The organism is Quadrisphaera sp. GCM10027208 (assembly GCF_042658805.1).
In the GTDB taxonomy this organism is placed as follows: domain Bacteria; phylum Actinomycetota; class Actinomycetes; order Actinomycetales; family SCSIO-59966; genus SCSIO-59966.
This window is the reverse complement of sequence record NZ_JBHSRC010000010.1, coordinates 1-15,684: the sequence shown is the minus strand read 5'-3', so window position 1 is coordinate 15,684 and position 15,684 is coordinate 1. Positions and strand designations below refer to the sequence as shown.

The 15,684-nt window shown below is 71.9% G+C and carries 16 protein-coding genes; 13 read left to right on the top strand and 3 right to left on the bottom strand.

From position 1 onward, the window contains the following. Window positions 1-6: 6 nt before the first annotated feature. The gene (locus ACFP6A_RS13585) at window positions 7-2,892 is read right to left on the bottom strand and encodes an EAL domain-containing protein (protein ID WP_379604374.1); all 2,886 of its coding nucleotides are present in this window, start codon (window positions 2,890-2,892) and stop codon (window positions 7-9) included. A 66-nt stretch (window positions 2,893-2,958) separates the two neighbouring features. On the opposite strand from ACFP6A_RS13585, the gene def reads away from it, so the two are divergent. Genes def through ACFP6A_RS13550 form a run of 7 tightly spaced genes read left to right on the top strand, consistent with a single transcriptional unit; the run spans window position 2,959 to window position 8,166 of the window. Beyond that, the gene (def, locus tag ACFP6A_RS13580) at window positions 2,959-3,504 is read left to right on the top strand and encodes a peptide deformylase (RefSeq protein ID WP_379604372.1); all 546 of its coding nucleotides are present in this window, start codon (window positions 2,959-2,961) and stop codon (window positions 3,502-3,504) included. Next, a complete protein-coding gene (fmt, locus tag ACFP6A_RS13575) occupies window positions 3,505-4,479 on the top strand; it encodes a methionyl-tRNA formyltransferase (protein WP_379604370.1) in 975 nt (324 codons plus the stop codon). It begins immediately after the preceding gene. Continuing rightward, entirely contained in the window at window positions 4,476-5,909 is a 1,434-nt protein-coding gene (locus tag ACFP6A_RS13570) for an RsmB/NOP family class I SAM-dependent RNA methyltransferase (protein WP_379604368.1), read from the top strand. The genes fmt and ACFP6A_RS13570 overlap by 4 nt, the downstream gene beginning before the upstream one ends. 10 nt (window positions 5,910-5,919) lie before the next feature. Next, on the top strand, window positions 5,920-6,579 hold the full coding sequence (rpe, locus tag ACFP6A_RS13565) for a ribulose-phosphate 3-epimerase (protein WP_379604366.1): 660 nt from the start codon (window positions 5,920-5,922) through the stop codon (window positions 6,577-6,579). A 26-nt stretch (window positions 6,580-6,605) separates the two neighbouring features. Then, window positions 6,606-6,869: a phosphoribosyl-ATP diphosphatase gene (locus tag ACFP6A_RS13560; protein ID WP_379604364.1), complete on the top strand. Its 264-nt coding sequence runs from the start codon at window positions 6,606-6,608 to the stop codon at window positions 6,867-6,869. Between the two features lie 11 nt (window positions 6,870-6,880). After that, window positions 6,881-7,726, top strand: a complete 846-nt coding sequence (hisG, locus tag ACFP6A_RS13555) for an ATP phosphoribosyltransferase (RefSeq protein ID WP_379604362.1) — start codon at window positions 6,881-6,883, stop codon at window positions 7,724-7,726. Next, window positions 7,714-8,166, top strand: a complete 453-nt coding sequence (locus ACFP6A_RS13550) for a PH domain-containing protein (RefSeq protein ID WP_379604360.1) — start codon at window positions 7,714-7,716, stop codon at window positions 8,164-8,166. Before hisG ends, ACFP6A_RS13550 begins: the two co-directional genes overlap by 13 nt. Before the next feature lie 56 nt (window positions 8,167-8,222). On the opposite strand, the gene ACFP6A_RS13545 is transcribed toward ACFP6A_RS13550, so the two are convergent. Further along, a complete protein-coding gene (locus ACFP6A_RS13545; RefSeq protein WP_379604358.1) occupies window positions 8,223-8,801 on the bottom strand; it encodes a DUF3267 domain-containing protein in 579 nt (192 codons plus the stop codon). A gap of 297 nt (window positions 8,802-9,098) precedes the next feature. Here ACFP6A_RS13545 and ACFP6A_RS13540 point away from each other — a divergent pair, with 297 nt between their 5' ends. Together ACFP6A_RS13540 and ACFP6A_RS13535 are read left to right on the top strand one after the other, a co-directional pair. Next, window positions 9,099-9,458, top strand: coding sequence for a helix-turn-helix transcriptional regulator (locus ACFP6A_RS13540; protein WP_028708027.1), 360 nt, complete (start codon window positions 9,099-9,101; stop codon window positions 9,456-9,458). Continuing rightward, a complete protein-coding gene (locus tag ACFP6A_RS13535; protein WP_030153505.1) occupies window positions 9,455-10,051 on the top strand; it encodes a cadmium resistance transporter in 597 nt (198 codons plus the stop codon). Before ACFP6A_RS13540 ends, ACFP6A_RS13535 begins: the two co-directional genes overlap by 4 nt. Window positions 10,052-10,117: 66 nt before the next feature. Here ACFP6A_RS13535 and merA read toward each other — a convergent pair whose 3' ends face one another. Next, on the bottom strand, window positions 10,118-11,566 hold the full coding sequence (gene merA, locus ACFP6A_RS13530; RefSeq protein ID WP_379604355.1) for a mercury(II) reductase: 1,449 nt from the start codon (window positions 11,564-11,566) through the stop codon (window positions 10,118-10,120). Between the two features lie 78 nt (window positions 11,567-11,644). Between merA and ACFP6A_RS13525 the strand changes: the two genes are divergently transcribed. The 4 genes from ACFP6A_RS13525 to ACFP6A_RS13510 all read left to right on the top strand — a co-directional run bounded on the left by ACFP6A_RS13525 (window position 11,645) and on the right by ACFP6A_RS13510 (window position 15,586). Beyond that, the gene (locus tag ACFP6A_RS13525; RefSeq protein ID WP_028708020.1) at window positions 11,645-12,034 is read left to right on the top strand and encodes a heavy metal-responsive transcriptional regulator; all 390 of its coding nucleotides are present in this window, start codon (window positions 11,645-11,647) and stop codon (window positions 12,032-12,034) included. 733 nt (window positions 12,035-12,767) lie between these two features. Beyond that, the gene (locus ACFP6A_RS13520; RefSeq protein ID WP_111251521.1) at window positions 12,768-13,367 is read left to right on the top strand and encodes a recombinase family protein; all 600 of its coding nucleotides are present in this window, start codon (window positions 12,768-12,770) and stop codon (window positions 13,365-13,367) included. 3 nt (window positions 13,368-13,370) lie between these two features. Then, entirely contained in the window at window positions 13,371-14,771 is a 1,401-nt protein-coding gene (locus tag ACFP6A_RS13515; RefSeq protein ID WP_048545308.1) for a Mu transposase C-terminal domain-containing protein, read from the top strand. Next, entirely contained in the window at window positions 14,768-15,586 is an 819-nt protein-coding gene (locus ACFP6A_RS13510; protein WP_379604352.1) for an AAA family ATPase, read from the top strand. The genes ACFP6A_RS13515 and ACFP6A_RS13510 overlap by 4 nt, the downstream gene beginning before the upstream one ends. Window positions 15,587-15,684: the final 98 nt, after the last annotated feature.

Sequence of the window (15,684 nt, the reverse complement as noted above, 5' to 3'; positions counted from 1 at the left end):
GCATGATCACCGAGGGGTGGGGTCGGGGGCTGGGTTGAGGTGTGAGTGGCGGTCCGGTGCCGGGGCAGGCCGGCCGAGCAGGTAGCCCTGCACGCCCGGGCACCCGGCGACCTGAAGGGCCGCGAGCTGCTCGGCGGTCTCCACGCCCTCGGCGACGACGTCGAGCCGCATCTCCTCGGCCAGCGCCAGGACGCCGCGGACGAGCTTCTCGGCGTCCCGGGCCTCGTCGCCGTCTCCGCCGAGCGCGCGGACGAACGAGCGGTCGATCTTCAGCTGGTCCACCGGCAGCCGCTGCAGCCAGGCCAGGGTCGAGTAGCCGGTGCCGAAGTCGTCGAGGGCCACGCGGACGCCGAGGCGGCGCAGCTCGACGAGCCGATCCTGGACGCGGGCCAGGTCGAACAGCGACCGGCTCTCGACCACCTCGACGTGTAGCCGCTCGGGGCGCAGCCGGTGCCGGGTCAGGGACGCCCGGACGGTCGCGAGCAGCCGGTCGTCGACGAGGGACGCCGCGCTGAGGTTGACGGCGACGTACGCGGGCGTCGGGCCCTCGGGGTCCCAGGCGGCGAGGATCCGGCACGCCTCGTCGATGGCCCACATGTCGAGGTCGGCGACCAGGCCGACCTCCTCGGCGACCGGCAGGAACGCTCCTGGGAGGAGCTCCCCGAGCCGGGGGTGCCGCCAGCGCATCAGCGCCTCCACGCCCAGCAGGGGCATCCCGTCGTGGAGCCCGATGATGGGCTGGACGTGCAGGATCAGCTGTCCCTCGGCGGCGGCGCGGGCGATCTCCGCCTCGAGCTCGCCGGTGCCGGGGTGCACGAGCTGGGTGGCGCTGGCCAGGCCGACCTGGTTGCGGCCGCGTCGCTTGGCCTCCTGCATCGCGGCGTCGGCGGAGTGCAGCAGCAGGTCCCCCCGCCCGCCCGTTCCCTCGTGGACGGCCACGCCGACGCTGCACGTCATCGTCACGTCGCTGCCCTCGACCCGGAATCCGGGCCCGAAGGACTCGACGAGCCGGTGAGCAACCGCGACGGCGGACTCGTCGTCGACCAGGTCGGTGAGCAGGACGGCGAACTCGTCGCCGCTGAGCCGGCCGAGCAGGTCCGAGGGCCGCAGGCAGCCCGCGAGCCGGGCGGCGACCTGGCGCAGGACCTCGTCGCCGGCGGCATGACCGAACCGGTCGTTGATCCGCTTGAACCCGTCGAGGTCGCAGAACAGCACGGCGGTCCTGCGGGCCGGGTCCGCGGTGAGCAGGGCGGTCTCCATCCGGCGGGTGAACAGCTCGCGGTTCGCCAGCCCGGTCAGCGTGTCGTGCGCGGCCTGGTGACGCACCGTGCCCAGCAACCGGGCGTTCTGCAGTGCAGTGGCGGTCTGATCGGCGACCGCGCCGAGCCGCGCCGTGGTCTCCGGGGGATCGACCAGCGCATCCGCGTCGGCCCACGCCGACGTGATCACGCCGAGCAGCTCGTCGTGGACGACCAGCGGGGCGACCACGACGGTGCCGGTGCCGGTTTCCTGCAGCAGGCGGGTCAGCGCCGGAGTCGTCTGTGACACCCGTAGCAGCACCGGTTGCTGGTTGGTCAGCATGTCGACGAGCTCCGGGGTGTCGCCGGCGGTGAGCACGGTGTCGAACAGCGCCCGCTCCTCATCGCCGTCCAGTCCGTAGGACGCGATGCCCTGCAGCGCTCCAGCCTCGGCCGACCACAGCAGCACCGCGGACTTCTGCGCGCCGGTGATGCGGGGGATCGCCTGAACGACGACGTCGGCGACCTCCTCGAGCTCACGGGCAGCGGCGAGCCGGTGGGCGAGCTCGAGCAGCGCCCGGGCCCGGCTGCCCTCTCGCCGGCTGGCGTCCAGGGCCGTGACGAGGTCGAGCGCGGCGGCGGCGTGCTCGGCGTACGCCGCCAGCATCCGCTCCTCGTCGGCCAGGCTGCGGTGCCCCTCGGGGTACAGGGCGGCCAGCCGGCCGTGCCGGTGGCGGGTCGAGGCGACGTCGACGACGACGGCCCCCGGTCCCAGGTCGTCCCCGGCGAGCAGCCGGGCCGCCACCTGCTCCGCCTGCTCGGGACTCAGGCCCGCCGACTGCACCGTCGGCCGCTCGTGGCCGTGCGGGTACAGGGCCAGCACGTGAGCCGGGGCCAGCACGGCGGAGGCCGCCCGCTCGGTGATCCGGCGCAGGGTCGTCGGCAGGTCCTCGTCCCCGACGAGGTCGGCCGCGGTGGACTGGAGCGCGGTCAGCTGCCTGCGCAGTGCGTCGAGCTCCTGCTCGGCGGCCCGTTCGGCGTACCGGCGGCGGCGCCACGGCAACCGGGACCACGGCTGCCAGCGCACCTCGTAGACGCAGGCACCCGCTCCGTCGGCCTGGCAGTCATGGTGCTCGACCCGGGCCTCGGGCAGCCCGAACACCGCCGGGACCGCGGCCAGGAGCCCCTCGGCGAACAGGCAGTTGAGCCGGGAGGGCCGGTACCCGGGCCGCACCCCGGAGGTCACGGTGACGCGGTCCTGCGCCGGTCGCGGGGTCTCCATCACCGACGTCGTGGTGAGCTTCGGCAGCACCCGTGGCAGCTGCCGGTACACCTCCTGCGGGGAGCCGAGCGAGCGCAGCAGCAGCACGAGTCCGGGACTGATGCCGTGCTCCAGGACCTTGGCCCCGACGTGGAACATCGTCCGCGGGTCCCCGACGACCGCGGTCGCCGCCTCGAACAGCCGGACCCGCTCGTCGTAGCCGAACCAGTCGGTGTCGTCCACCCGCACGGCGAGGTCGCTGGGCAGCCTGGCGCGGCGCAGCACCTCGGCGACCCCTTGCGGGCCGCAACGGTCCTGCACGTAGCGCAGGGTCAGACGGATCGTCGTCCCCGACGTCTCCCTCGTCCCGGGCCGGTCCGGCTCGATCGTCACACGCCACCTCCATCGGCCCTATCGACCGAGCAGCGGCGAACCTGAAGCCGCCCGTACCCTTGTGACGTGGCTATCAAGGACATCCGCTTGTTTGGCGACCCCGTGCTGCGTACCCCCGCGGCCCCGGTGACGGACTTCGACAAGGAGCTGCGCACCCTCGTCAAGGACCTCGAGGAGACGATGCTCGACGCTCCGGGCGCCGGTCTCGCCGCGCCGCAGATCGGGGTGCTGCTGCGGGTGTTCACGTACTACGTCGACGGCGAGCTCGGCCACCTCATCAACCCCGACCTCGACCTGTCCGAGGAGATGCAGGACGGCGAGGAGGGCTGTCTGTCCTTCCCCGGCATCTACGCCGACACCCCGCGCGCGCTGCGCGTCGTCGCCAAGGGCTGGAACATGCACGGCGAGCCGGTGACGATCGAGGGCAGCGAGCTCAAGGCCCGGGCCATCCAGCACGAGACCGACCACCTCGACGGGATCCTGTTCATCGACCGGATGGACCGTGCCCAGCGCAAGCTCGCGATGAAGGCGATCCGCGAGGCCCAGTGGGCGGGGGAGCCCGTGCCGCAGGTCCGGGTCAGCCCGCACTCGACGTTCGGCCGGGCGCTGTAGGTGCGTCTCGTCGTCGCCGGCACCCCGCAGGCCGCCGTCCCGTCCCTGCTCGCCCTGCTCGCCTCTCGGCACGAGGTCGTCGCGGTCCTCACCCGACCGGACGCACGCGCCGGCCGCGGGCGCCGGCAGGTCGCCAGCCCGGTCAAGCAGGTCGCCCTCGAGCACGGCGTCCCGGTGCTGCAGCCGCGCACCCTGCGCGACGACGAGGCCGTCGCCCGGCTGGCCGAGCTGTCCCCGGACGCCTGCCCGGTCGTCGGCTACGGGCTGCTCGTCCCGCCGGCCGCGCTCGCCGTCCCGCGCCTGGGCTGGGTGAACCTGCACTTCTCCCTGCTGCCGGCCTGGCGGGGCGCCGCCCCCGTCCAGCACGCGATCATGGCGGGGGACGACGTCACCGGGGCCACGACGTTCCTGCTCGACGAGGGCCTCGACACCGGGCCGGTGCTCGGCCGGCTCACCGAGACGGTCCGGCCCCGGGACACGGCCGGGGATCTGCTCGAGCGCCTCGCGCAGGCCGGCGCCGGGCTGCTCGTCGCGACGCTGGACGCCCTCGAGGACGGCACCATCGTGCCCGAGCCGCAGCCCGCGGACGGCGTCAGCCTGGCACCGAAGATCACCGTCGAGGACGCGCGGGTGGACTGGACGCTGCCGGCCACCGCCGTCGACCGCCGGGTCCGTGGGTGCACGCCCGTCCCCGGGGCCTGGACGACGTTCCGCGGCGAGCGCCTCAAGCTCGCCCCCCTCACCCCGCTACCCCCCACCCCCCTGCCCACCACCCGTGATCATGCAGTTCCGCCACCCTCGGACCCGGGGGCCCTCGCCCCCGGCGAGCTGCGGGCCGACCGGGACGCCGTCCTGGTGGGGACCGGGACCGGTCCGGTCGTCCTCGGCGACGTCCAGCCCGCTGGCAGACGGCCGATGCCGGCGGCGGACTGGGCCCGCGGCGTGCGCCCCGAGCCGGGGGAGCGGCTGACGTGACCGGCCCCGGCCACCGGCCCGCCCGCCGCTCGGTGCAGCGCCCCGCCGAGCGCGCCCGGGGCACCGACCCGGCCCGCCGCGCCGCCTACGACGTGCTGCGGGCCGTGGCCGAGGACGACGCCTACGCCAACCTCGTGCTGCCGGCCACGCTGAGCCGGCGCCGGGTCCGCGGCCGGGACGCCGCCTTCGCCACCGAGCTGGCCTATGGCGCGCTGCGCGGCCAGGGCCTCTACGACGCCGTGCTGGCGCGCTGCGTCGACCGGCCGCTGGACCGGCTCGACCCGCCGGTGCTGGACGTGCTGCGCCTGGGTGCCCACCAGCTGCTCGGCATGCGGGTCCCTACCCACGCCGCCGTCAGCGAGTCCGTCGCCCTGGCCCGCTCCGCGGTGGGCGCGGGGGCCGGCGGCCTCGTCAACGCCGTCCTGCGCCGGGTCGCCGAGCAGGACCTCGACGCGTGGGTGGCGCAGGTCGCGCCCGACCCGGCCACCGACCGGGTGGGCCACCTCGCCGTTGCGCACTCCCACCCGGCGTGGGTGGTCCGGGCGCTGCGGGAGTCCCTGGTCGTCCACGGCCGGGACGTCGCCGAGCTGCCCGACCTGCTCGCCGCCGACAATGCCCGCCCCGTCGTCACCCTCGCCGCCCGTCCCGGCCTGGCCAGCGTCGAGGACCTCGTCGCGCTCGGCGCCCGGCCCGGCCGGTGGTCCCCGCTGGCCGCCGTCCTGCCCGCCGGGGACCCCGGCGCGCTGGCGCCGGTCCGCCGCGGCGCGGCCCGGGTGCAGGACGAGGGCAGCCAGCTCGCCGCCCTCGCGCTGCTCGCCACCGACGTCGACGGCCCGGACGCCGCGTGGGCGGACCTGTGCGCCGGCCCCGGCGGCAAGGCGGCGCTGCTCGCCGCGCAGGGCGCCCGGCGCGGCGCCACCCTGACCGCCGTCGAGGTCGCCCCGCACCCGGCCGTGCTCGCCGAGCAGGCCCTGGCCGGCACTCCCGGCCGGCACGAGGTTCGCACCGGTGACGGCCGTGACGTCGGCGCCGACGAGCCCGGCCGCTACGACCGGGTGCTGGTCGACGCCCCGTGCACCGGCCTGGGTGCGCTGCGGCGCCGTCCGGAGGCCCGCTGGCGCCGTCAGCCCTCCGACCTGGCCACCCTCGGCCCGCTTCAGCGGGCCCTGCTGACCAGCGCCCTGGACGCCGTCCGGCCGGGCGGGGTGGTCGCCTACGTCACCTGCACCCCGCACCCGGCCGAGACGGTCACGGTCCTGGACGACGTCCTGCGCGGCCGGGACGACGTCACCCTCGAGGACACTCCCGCCCTCGTCCGGCGTGCCGCCGGACGCGACGTCCCGGACCTCGGGGAGGGGTCGTCGGCCCAGCTGTGGCCGCACCTGCACGGCACCGACGCGATGTTCGTCGCCGTCCTGCGCCGCCGGTAGGGTCGCCGCCGTGGGCGTCCAGATCTCCCCGAGCATCCTGTCGGCCGACTTCGCCAACCTGGAGTCCGAGCTGGCCCGCGTCGCCGGAGCCGACTGGGCCCACGTCGACGTCATGGACGGGCACTTCGTGCCGAACCTCACCCTCGGCCTGCCGGTCGTCGAGCGCCTCGTGCAGGTGAGCCCGGTCCCGGTCGACGTCCACCTCATGATCGAGGAGCCGGACCGGTGGGCGCCCGGGTACGCCGAGGCCGGCGCCCAGAACGTCACCTTCCACGCCGAGTCGGCTGCCGCGCCGGTCCGGCTGGCCCGCGAGCTGCGCCGGGCCGGTGCCCGCGCCGGCCTGGCGCTCAAGCCCGCGACTCCGGTCGAGCCGTTCGTGGACCTGCTGCCCGAGGTCGACATGCTGCTCGTGATGACCGTCGAGCCGGGTTTCGGCGGCCAGCCCTTCCTCGACGTGTGCCTGCCGAAGGTCCGCCGCGCGCGCGAGGCCGTGCGCGCCGCCGGGCTCGACGTGTGGGTGCAGGTGGACGGCGGGATCTCCCCGGCCACGATCGAGCGAGCCGCCGAGGCCGGCGCCGACGTGTTCGTCGCCGGCAGTGCTGTGTACGGGGCACCGGACGCCGCCGCCGCGGTCGAGGAGCTGCGGGCGCTGGCCGCCGCTGCCTGCTGACCGTGGGCCGCTTACCCTTGCCCGTCGTGAAGACCTTCGACGACCTGTTCGCCGAGCTGGCCGACAAGGCGCAGCGGCGACCGGCCGGGTCGGGCACCGTCGCCGCGCTGGACGCCGGCGTGCACGCCATCGGCAAGAAGGTCGTCGAGGAGGCTGCCGAGGTGTGGATGGCCGCTGAGCACGAGAGCGCCGAGCGCACCGCCGAGGAGATCTCCCAGCTGCTGTACCACCTGCAGGTGCTCATGCTGGCCCGCGGGCTCAGCACCACCGACGTCTACCGCCACCTGTGAGGACCCAGCCCGTGCTCCGGATCGCCGTGCCCAACAAGGGATCCCTGTCCGAGGAGGCGGCCGGCATCCTGCGGGAGGCCGGCTACGCCGGCCGCCGCGACACCCGCGAGCTCGTCCTGCTCGACGCCGACAACGGCGTCGAGTTCTTCTTCCTGCGTCCGCGGGACATCGCCGTCTACGTGGGGTCGGGCACCCTGGACGTCGGCATCACCGGCCGGGACCTGCTGCTGGACTCCCGGGCGGACGCCGAGGAGGTCATGGCGCTGGCGTTCGGGGCCTCGACGTTCCGGTTCGCCGCCCGGCCGGGGACCGTGGAGTCCGTCGAGCAGATCGACGGTCACCGGGTGGCGACGAGCTACCCGGGCCTGCTCGAGGACCACCTGGAGCGGCTCGGGGTCGACGCCGAGGTCGTCCACCTCGACGGGGCCGTCGAGACCGCCGTCCAGCTCGGCGTCGCCGACGTCATCGCCGACGTCGTGTCGACCGGGACGACGCTGCGCACCGCCGGCCTGCAGGTGTTCGGCGACCCGATCCTGGAGTCCGAGGCGGTCCTGGTCCGGCGCCGGGACGCCGCCTCGACCCCCGAGCTGGACGTCCTCGTCCGCCGGCTGCAAGGGGTCCTCGTCGCCCGCCAGTACGTGATGCTCGACTACGACGTGCGCGTCGAGCTCGTGGAGCAGGCGTGCGCGATCACGCCCGGTCTGGAGTCCCCGACCGTGTCCCCGTTGCATGACCGTGAGTGGGTCGCGGTGCGGGCGATGGTGCCGAGGGCGCGGACGAACCAGGTGATGGACGAGCTGTACGAGATGGGCGCCCGCGCCATCCTCGTCACGACGATCCACGCATGCAGGATCTGATGGCCGAGGACCTGTACCGCCCGTTCCGCCCGTACCGGGCCCCACGCGTCGCCTACCCGGTGGGCGTGGCCTGGCTGGCGCTCATGCTCGTCCTGGCGCTGTTCCCGCCGGCGCCGCTCGGCTGGCTGGACCGGGTCGGCTTCGTCCTCGTCGGCGTCGTGGTGATGTGGTTCCTGCACCGCCAGGCCAGCGTGGCCGCCGTCCCCAGCCACGACGGCCTGCGGGTGCGCAACCTCTTCCTCACCCGGGAGCTGCGCTGGGCCGAGATCGTGTCGGTGCACTTCGGTGGCGGCGCGCCGTGGGCCACGCTCGACCTCGCCGACACCGACACGCTGTCGGTGATGGCGGTCCAGCGCGCGGACGGCGAGCGCAGCGTCGCCGAGGCCCGGCGGCTGGCGACCCTGGTCGCCCGGCACACCGCCACTGACCGCGACGACTGACCCGGCCCGAGGGACCGACGGCCAGCGGCCCCGTCGCGCCTGGAGAGCGGTCCTGCTCAGACGCGGTCGAAGACGCAGGTCGTGGCGCCGTCGTCGCGGATCCGCGCTGACGGCGGCAGCCTCGTGAACGCGTGGGCCTGCACCGCGTCCCCGGAGGAACCGGCGAGATTGAGCACCACGACGACGAAGACGGTGAGGACGAAGTCCGCCGGCACGAACAGCGCCAGGACGGGCAGCACCACGCCCCACAGCGTGACGGGTGCCAGGGCGACGGTGATCGCCTGCCTGCGGGTCAACAGGGCCGTGCTGCCGGTGGCGAGGTACGGCAGCCGCACCCGGACCGTCGGTTTCACCCCGGTGAGCAGCCGCAGCGCCAGTGCGTGAGTGAGCTCGTGCACCAGCATGTAGCCCAGGCATGCCGTGACGGTCACGGCCGCCGCGACGGCGGTGGACCAGCCGGTGTCCAGCGGCACGCCCAGGGCCAGGGCCGACACGACGAGCACCCCGGCGACGACGAGGAAGCCGCCCTGGATCAGGGCCGCCGTTCGACGATCTGCCCGGAGATCGAGGCTCGAGACCAACCGGTAGCCCGGCGGGGTGTCGGGCAGGTGCGTGTCGGTCGGCATGGTGACCATCGAGGGCTCCTCCATCAGGATTGCCCTCACCCTCCACGCCGGCGGGCTGCGCCGGCAGAGGACGAGGTCCTCCGGCACCCGTGACCGGCGTGCTCAGGCCTGCGGCCGGGCCCGCTCGGCCAGGGCGGCTGTGGCCTTGGCCGTTATGTGGCGGGGTTCTGTCGCCGCTTCGTGAGTTCCCTGATGATCGGGCGAATCGTCCCGTGGGTCGATCCCCAACTGACACAGCCTCGTTCGCACGCTTAGCGACTCCGGGCTGCGTAAAACCACTTCAGTCCTCGCTGTATAGTTCAGCGCATGCTGACCATTGCTTCTCGCCTGGACGTGATGAACCGGTTGGGCCGCGCGCTGGCCGACCCGACCAGGTCCCGGATCATCCTGACGCTGCTCGACCGGCCGGCCTACCCGGCAGAGCTGGCCCGCGATCTGGACCTCACACGCTCCAACGTGTCCAATCATCTGGCGTGCCTGCGCGACTGCGGCATCGTTGCTGCCGAACCCGAGGGCCGCAAGACGCGCTACGAGATCGCCGATCCCCACCTGACGCAGGCGCTGACCGCCCTGGTTGACGTCACCCTCGCGGTTGACGAGAACGCCCCGTGCATCGATCCTGCCTGCTCGGTGCACGGATGCGACGCAGCAGAGGCGGGCGCGTGATCCTGGCTGCGGTCCTGCAGGCAATCGGCCTGTTCATCGCGACCAACATCGACGACATCATCGTGCTCTCCTTGTTCTTCGCCCGCGGCGCGGGCCAACGCGGGACGACCACCCGCATCTTGGTCGGCCAGTACGTGGGGTTCGCCTGCATCCTCGGTGCCGCTGTGCTGGTGACTATCGGAGCCGGAGCATTCCTGCCCTCAGCAGCTATCCCGTACTTCGGGCTCATCCCCCTGGCCCTCGGTCTCTGGGCTGCATGGCAAGCCTGGCGCGGAGACGATGACGACGATGACGCCAAGGTCACGGGCACGAAGGTCAGCGCGTGGACCGTCGCAGGAGTCACCTTCGCCAACGGCGGAGACAACATCGGCGTCTATGTCCCCGTCTTCCTCAGCGTGGAACCCATCGCAGTGGTCGCCTACTGCCTCGTCTTCCTCGCGCTCGTCGCGGTCCTGGTCGTAGTCGCCAAGTTCGTTGCCACCCGGCCGCCGATCGCTGAAGTCCTCGAGCGCTGGGAACACATCCTGTTCCCCATCGTCCTGATCGGCCTCGGCATCGTCATCCTCGTCAGCGGAGGAGCGTTCGGTCTCTGACGGAGCCAAAGCGAACGAGAGAGGTCGCCAGGCTCGACGCTCCGGTATAGGGATCCCTGTGCGGGTTCATGCTGCGCAGCAGGAGAGTTTGGTGATGTCGGTGGTGAAGGTTTGGGCGGTGAGTTTGAGGCCTTCGGCCATGGTCAGGTAGGGGCTCCAGAGGTTGGCGACCTGGTCGGTGGTCATGCCGGCCTCGAGGATGTAGACGCCGGCGGCGGCGAGGTCACCGGCGTCCTGGGCGAGGGCGGTGATGCCGATGATGCGGCCGGTGTCGGCGTCGGTGACGATCTTGATGAGCCCGCGGGTGTCACGGTTGACGATGGCGCGCGGGACGTGCGCCAGGGGCAGGACGCGGCTGTCGCAGCGGATCCCGGCAGTGCTGGCCTGCTGGTCGGTCATTCCGACGGAGGCCAGGGCGGGGCTGGTGAACACGACCCGGGGCAGGTGGCGGTAGTCGACCTCCCGGCCGGCTCCGGTGAGGGCGTTGTCGGCGACCAGGGCGCCGTGGGCCGCGGCGACGTACACGAACTGCGGGTGGGCGGTGACGTCACCCGCGGCCCAGATCCGCGGGTTCGTGGTGCGCAGGTGGCTGTCGATGATGACCTCGCCGCGCTTGCCGGCGCGCACGCCGATGGTGTCGAGGCCGAGCGTGCCGGTGACCGGGCGGCGGCCGGTGGCAACGAGGAGCTCGGCCGCGCGGAGCTCGTGTGAGCCGTCGGCGGTGGTGGCGGTGACCGTGACCTCGCCGGTGGCCGGGTCGCGGCGCACCGCGGTGGGCACCGCGCCGCGGATGATCTCGATGCCTTCGTCGGCGAGGATTTCTTCCAGGGCGGTGGCGGCCTCGGGTTCCTCGTGGGAGGCCAGCCGTGAGCGGACGAGCATGGTGACCTGGGCACCGAGGCGGGAGAAGAGCTGGGCCTGCTCCATGGCGACGTAGCCGCCGCCGATGACCAGCAGCGACTCCGGGACGTGGTCCAGCTCCATCGCGGTCGTCGAGGTCAGATAACCGGCCTCCTGCAGGCCGGGGACCGGCGGCGCCCAGGGCGTGGAGCCGGTAGCGATGAGGTGGTGCGCGGCCCGGACGGTTTCCGCCGTGCCGTCCGGGCCGGTCACGCGGAGTGCCGGCTCAGTCGGTGTGCCGACGAAGGTGGCCTCGCCGGGGTGGAGGGCCCACCCGTACTCGGCGGCCAGGGCCGCGTACTTCTCGCTGCGCAGCGATCCGACGAGCTTGTCCTTGCCGGCGACCATGGCGGGCATGTCGACCGGTGGGGCGTCGGGGAGTGGCAGACCGGGGAACCGGGCGGCGTCGAGTGTGACGTGGCGGGCCTCGGCGGCCGCGAGCAGGGCTTTGGAGGGCACACACCCGGTGTTCACGCAGGTACCGCCGATGGTGCCGCGCTCGATCATCACCACCCGCTTGCCCAGGGTGGTGGCGCGGATCGCGGCCGCGAACGCCGCCCCACCGGACCCGATCACTGCCAGGTCATACGACCTGCCCTTGTCCGTTGCCGTCATAAGTCCTCCCTTGTTGCCGCGCCTCAGGACCAGGATCGACCTTCCAGTGCACTGGAAGGTCAAGGCAGAATGAGTGGCATGCGGATCGGTGAGGTGGCTCAGGCGTCGGGCACGACAGCTAAGACCCTGCGGTACTACGAGGACGTCGGACTCCTCCCCGACCCCGACCGCAGCCCGGCGGGGTACCGGGACTACGGCCCCGAGGTGCTCGACCGGCTGCACTTCATCCGCCGGGGCCAAGCCGCCGGGCTGACCCTGGCCCAGATCGGCCAGGTGCTGGCCATCCGAGACCGGGGCCAGGCCCCCTGCCAGCACGTCACCGACCTGCTCGACACCCGCCTCGCGGTCATCGACCGGCAGCTCGCCGAGCTCGCGCAGCTACGCACCACGATCGCCATCCTGCGCGAGCACGCCACCACCGGCGACCCGGCCACATGCTCCCCCGAGGACGTCTGCCGCTACCTGTGACCCGCGAAGGTCACCGGCCCGTGGCACCATCGCGACATGGCCGATGACACCCAGCAACGATGCTCGTGCTGCGGCCGCCAGCGGCCACGAAGGTCGCTCCACGCACTCGGGAGCGAACCGGCCTACATCTGCCGAAGGTGCGCGCTCTGGGTCGCCCTTCACATCGCTCGCGACTGAACGACTCCGCCCGCAACGCGGGCACGCCGCCGGCCGCGGCGAACATCGTCGGATGGTGCGCGAAGGAACCAAAGGGCGCGAATGACGACCAATCATCACGCCGCCAGCGCGATCGCGGGCGCCCGTTGCCGCACTCCTCATCCGACGGTCTGAGCTCCACCGCCTGGCAGCGGTCCGAAGCCTGGAGAGGGCATCGGAGCCGGACGGGACCCCCTAACGCTCAGTGGTCCGCCCTCGCAGCGGTTGCGGTCGGTCCAGTTGTCCGTCCCGTAGGAGGAACCCGTTGCGGAGGCGGTGCAGGTCATCGGCGGAAACCCACGCCCGAATGTTCGCAAGACCGCCCGAGAAGGGTTGTCCGGTGACGGTGCGTCATATGGGACGGCCTGTCGTCCCGTAAACGAACGATTCCGCTACAGCGATGACGAGGGTGCGTTGCCCTGTCCAGGATGCTTGACGCTTCGCGGCTCTCAACCCACGGCGTTTGTAGCGGAACTCAGTGCCGGATTCTATGGCTCGATACTTCCAGTGCTGGATGAGTATCGCTACAGTCAGTACCGTGGGGCATCTGCTGGGTTATGCGCGTGTGTCGACGACTGATCAGGACGCTGCGCTGCAGGTCGATGCGCTGACTGCCGCGGGGTGTTACCGGGTCTTCGTCGACACGATCTCTGGCTCCCTGGATCACCGTCCCGAGCTGACGAAGCTGATGGACCAGTTGCGCCCGGGGGACACGCTGGTGGTGTGGCGGCTGGACCGGTTGGGTCGCTCGATCCGGCATCTTATCGACCAGCTGCAGATCTTGTCCGAGCAGGGCGTGGGGTTCCGCTCCTTGCAGGAGACGATCGACACGACCTCCTCGGGCGGGCGGCTGGTGTTCCACGTCTTCGCCGCGCTGGCCGAGTTCGAACGTGACCTGATCCGTGAGCGCACCAACGCAGGACTGGCCGCCGCCCGGGCCCGTGGCCGCAAAGGCGGGCGACCGCCCGCACTGTCGCCGGACCAGGTCAAGGCGGCCCGTCGGATGTATGAGCAGAATGAGATGACGGTGGCGAAGATCGGTGCGGTCCTGGGCGTCAGCCGCGCCACCATCTACCGCGCGCTCAACCGCCAAAGTGTCCCAGTGGTCGAACCACGACAGTCGAGAAGCGCCGTGTAGGTCATGGACGCGGCCGGGCGCTGGCAGATCCTCAGGCTTCACGTCGAGGACCAGATCCCGCTCGCCGCCCTGGCCCGGGACACCGGTGTCGGGCTGCGCACCCTGGAGCGCTGGCACGCCCGCTACCGCACCGAGGGGTACACGGGCCTCGGTACGCGAAGACGCGCTGATGCCGGCAGCCATCACCTGCCCTCCGAGCTCGTGTCCTTGATCGAGGGGCTGGCATTGAGCAAGCCCCGCCCGACGATCATCACCATCCACCGCAAGATCAGCGCCATCTGCGAGGAGGGGGGATGGCCGGCGCCCTCCTATGGCGTGGTGCGCGCGATCATCGCCGACCTCGACCCGGGCATGGTCACCCTTGCCCTGGAAGGGCCGACGTCGTATCGCGACAAGTACGAACTGGCGCTGCGACGGCAGGCCGAGCACCCCAATGCGATGTGGCAGGCCGACCACACGATGCTCGACATCCTCGTGGTGGGCACCGACGGCAAGCCTGCCCGGCCATGGCTGACCACGATCATCGATGACCACTCCCGGGCGATCTGCGGTTACACCGTCTTCCTCGGCGCGCCCTCGGCGATGAACACCGCCTTGGCGCTGCGCCAGGCGATCTGGCACAAGGCCGTCCTCTCCTGGCCGATGTGCGGCCTGCCCGATGTGCTCTACGTCGATCACGGCAGCGACTTCATCAGCAACCAACTCACCGGCACAGCCGTGGACCTGCATATCCGGCTCATCCACTCTGCTGTCGCTCGTCCTCAGGGTCGCGGCAAGGTGGAGAGGATCTTCGGGACCGTGAACACCGAGCTGCTGGCTGGTCTGCCTGGGTACATCGCCGAGGGCCACCCCTGGCCAACGCCAAAGCTGTCCCTGGCTGAGCTCGACGCTGCGCTGGAGGAGTTCGTGATCACCTACAACGACCGGACTCACAGCGAGCTCGGCACCTCCCCGCGCGCTGCCTGGATCGCCGATGGCTGGCTACCGCGCATGCCGGAGAGCCTGGAGGACCTCGACGGGCTGCTGCTCACCGTCGCCCAGACCAGGGTGGTGCGCCGCGATGGCATCCACTTCCAGGGCCTGCGCTACATCTCCCCGACCCTGGCTGGCTATGTCGGCCGGGCGGTCGTGATCCGTTACGACCCCAGGGACATCACCGAGATCCGCGTGTTCGACCACGAGGAGTTCGTCTGTAAGGCCATCAACCAGGACCACCACGACCAGAAGGTCAGCCTCAAGGAGGTCCAGGCCTCCCGCAACGCCCGGCGCCGGGCGTTGCGGGAGGGCATCAACGAGCGGATCGCCGTCGTGGCCACCCACACCACCGAAACGCCACCAGCGACCGAGGCGCCGCCACCGGCGCCACGGCGGAAGTTGAAGGTTTACAGAGAGGACCTAAGGTGAGTCAGCGCTTCATCGTGACCAAAGAACACCGCCGCTTCACCGAGTTCGCCGACGCCGTGCGGCGCGGGCACACCATCGGCCTGTGCTTTGGCCCAGCCGGCGTGGGCAAGACGCTCTCCGCGCGCCGCTACGCCCGCTGGGACAAGGTCCACGACCTGCTGACCTACTGGGGACCGCGCTCCGACAGTGACGCGCAGGTCTACGCTGCGCTGGCCAAGAGCCGCACCGTGCTCTACACCCCCAGCGTGCTGACCACGCCACGAGCCTTGAAGGACGAACTCGACCAGGTCATCACCCGCACCAACATCTGCATCGAGCAGCACCTCGCGCCGGCCGGGCAGGTCACGCCAGAGACGCGCGGATGGCGCCACAGCAGGAACTACGTGGAGCTGGTCATCGTCGATGAGTCCGAACGCCTCCGCCCCACCGCAATGGAACTGCTGCGCGATCGCTACGACCGAGAAAACCTTGCCCTCATCCTGATCGGCATGCCCGGTCTGGAGAAGCAGTTCAGCCACTATCCCCAGTTCTACAGCCGCGTCGGCTTCGCCCACCAGTACCGGCCCCTGGGCAAGGAGGAACTGCTCTTCGTCCTGCAACGGCATTGGCGCGCCCTCGGTAAGATCCTCGACCCAGAGGACTTCACCGACGCCCAAGCCATCGCCGCCATCGCCCGGATCACCCGAGGTAACTTCCGGCTTCTGGAACGACTCTTCCCCCAGATCGAGCGCGTCCTGAAGATCAACGAACTCGACACCATCACCAACGACGTCATCGAAGCCGCCGGCAGCACTCTCGTCATCGGCGTCAGTTGACCCCTGATCCACCGCGCTGATTCGGCTTGGGTGGTTTCGGTGGCCTGATGAGGTCGGTCGGTGTCGTGGGCGTGGCTGGTCCGCCGGCCTGTGCCGGC

Bases quoted from the DNA above. Each gene is read 5' to 3' on its own strand.
- ACFP6A_RS13515 (WP_048545308.1), top strand. From the start codon at position 13,371: ATGGACGCGGCCGGGCGCTGGCAGATCCTCAGGCTTCACGTCGAGGAC.
- ACFP6A_RS13525 (WP_028708020.1), top strand. From the start codon at position 11,645: ATGCGGATCGGTGAGGTGGCTCAGGCGTCGGGCACGACAGCTAAGACC.
- ACFP6A_RS13550 (WP_379604360.1), top strand. From the start codon at position 7,714: ATGCAGGATCTGATGGCCGAGGACCTGTACCGCCCGTTCCGCCCGTAC.
- merA (WP_379604355.1), bottom strand. From the start codon at position 11,566: ATGACGGCAACGGACAAGGGCAGGTCGTATGACCTGGCAGTGATCGGG.
- ACFP6A_RS13540 (WP_028708027.1), top strand. From the start codon at position 9,099: ATGCTGACCATTGCTTCTCGCCTGGACGTGATGAACCGGTTGGGCCGC.
- ACFP6A_RS13545 (WP_379604358.1), bottom strand. From the start codon at position 8,801: ATGGTCACCATGCCGACCGACACGCACCTGCCCGACACCCCGCCGGGC.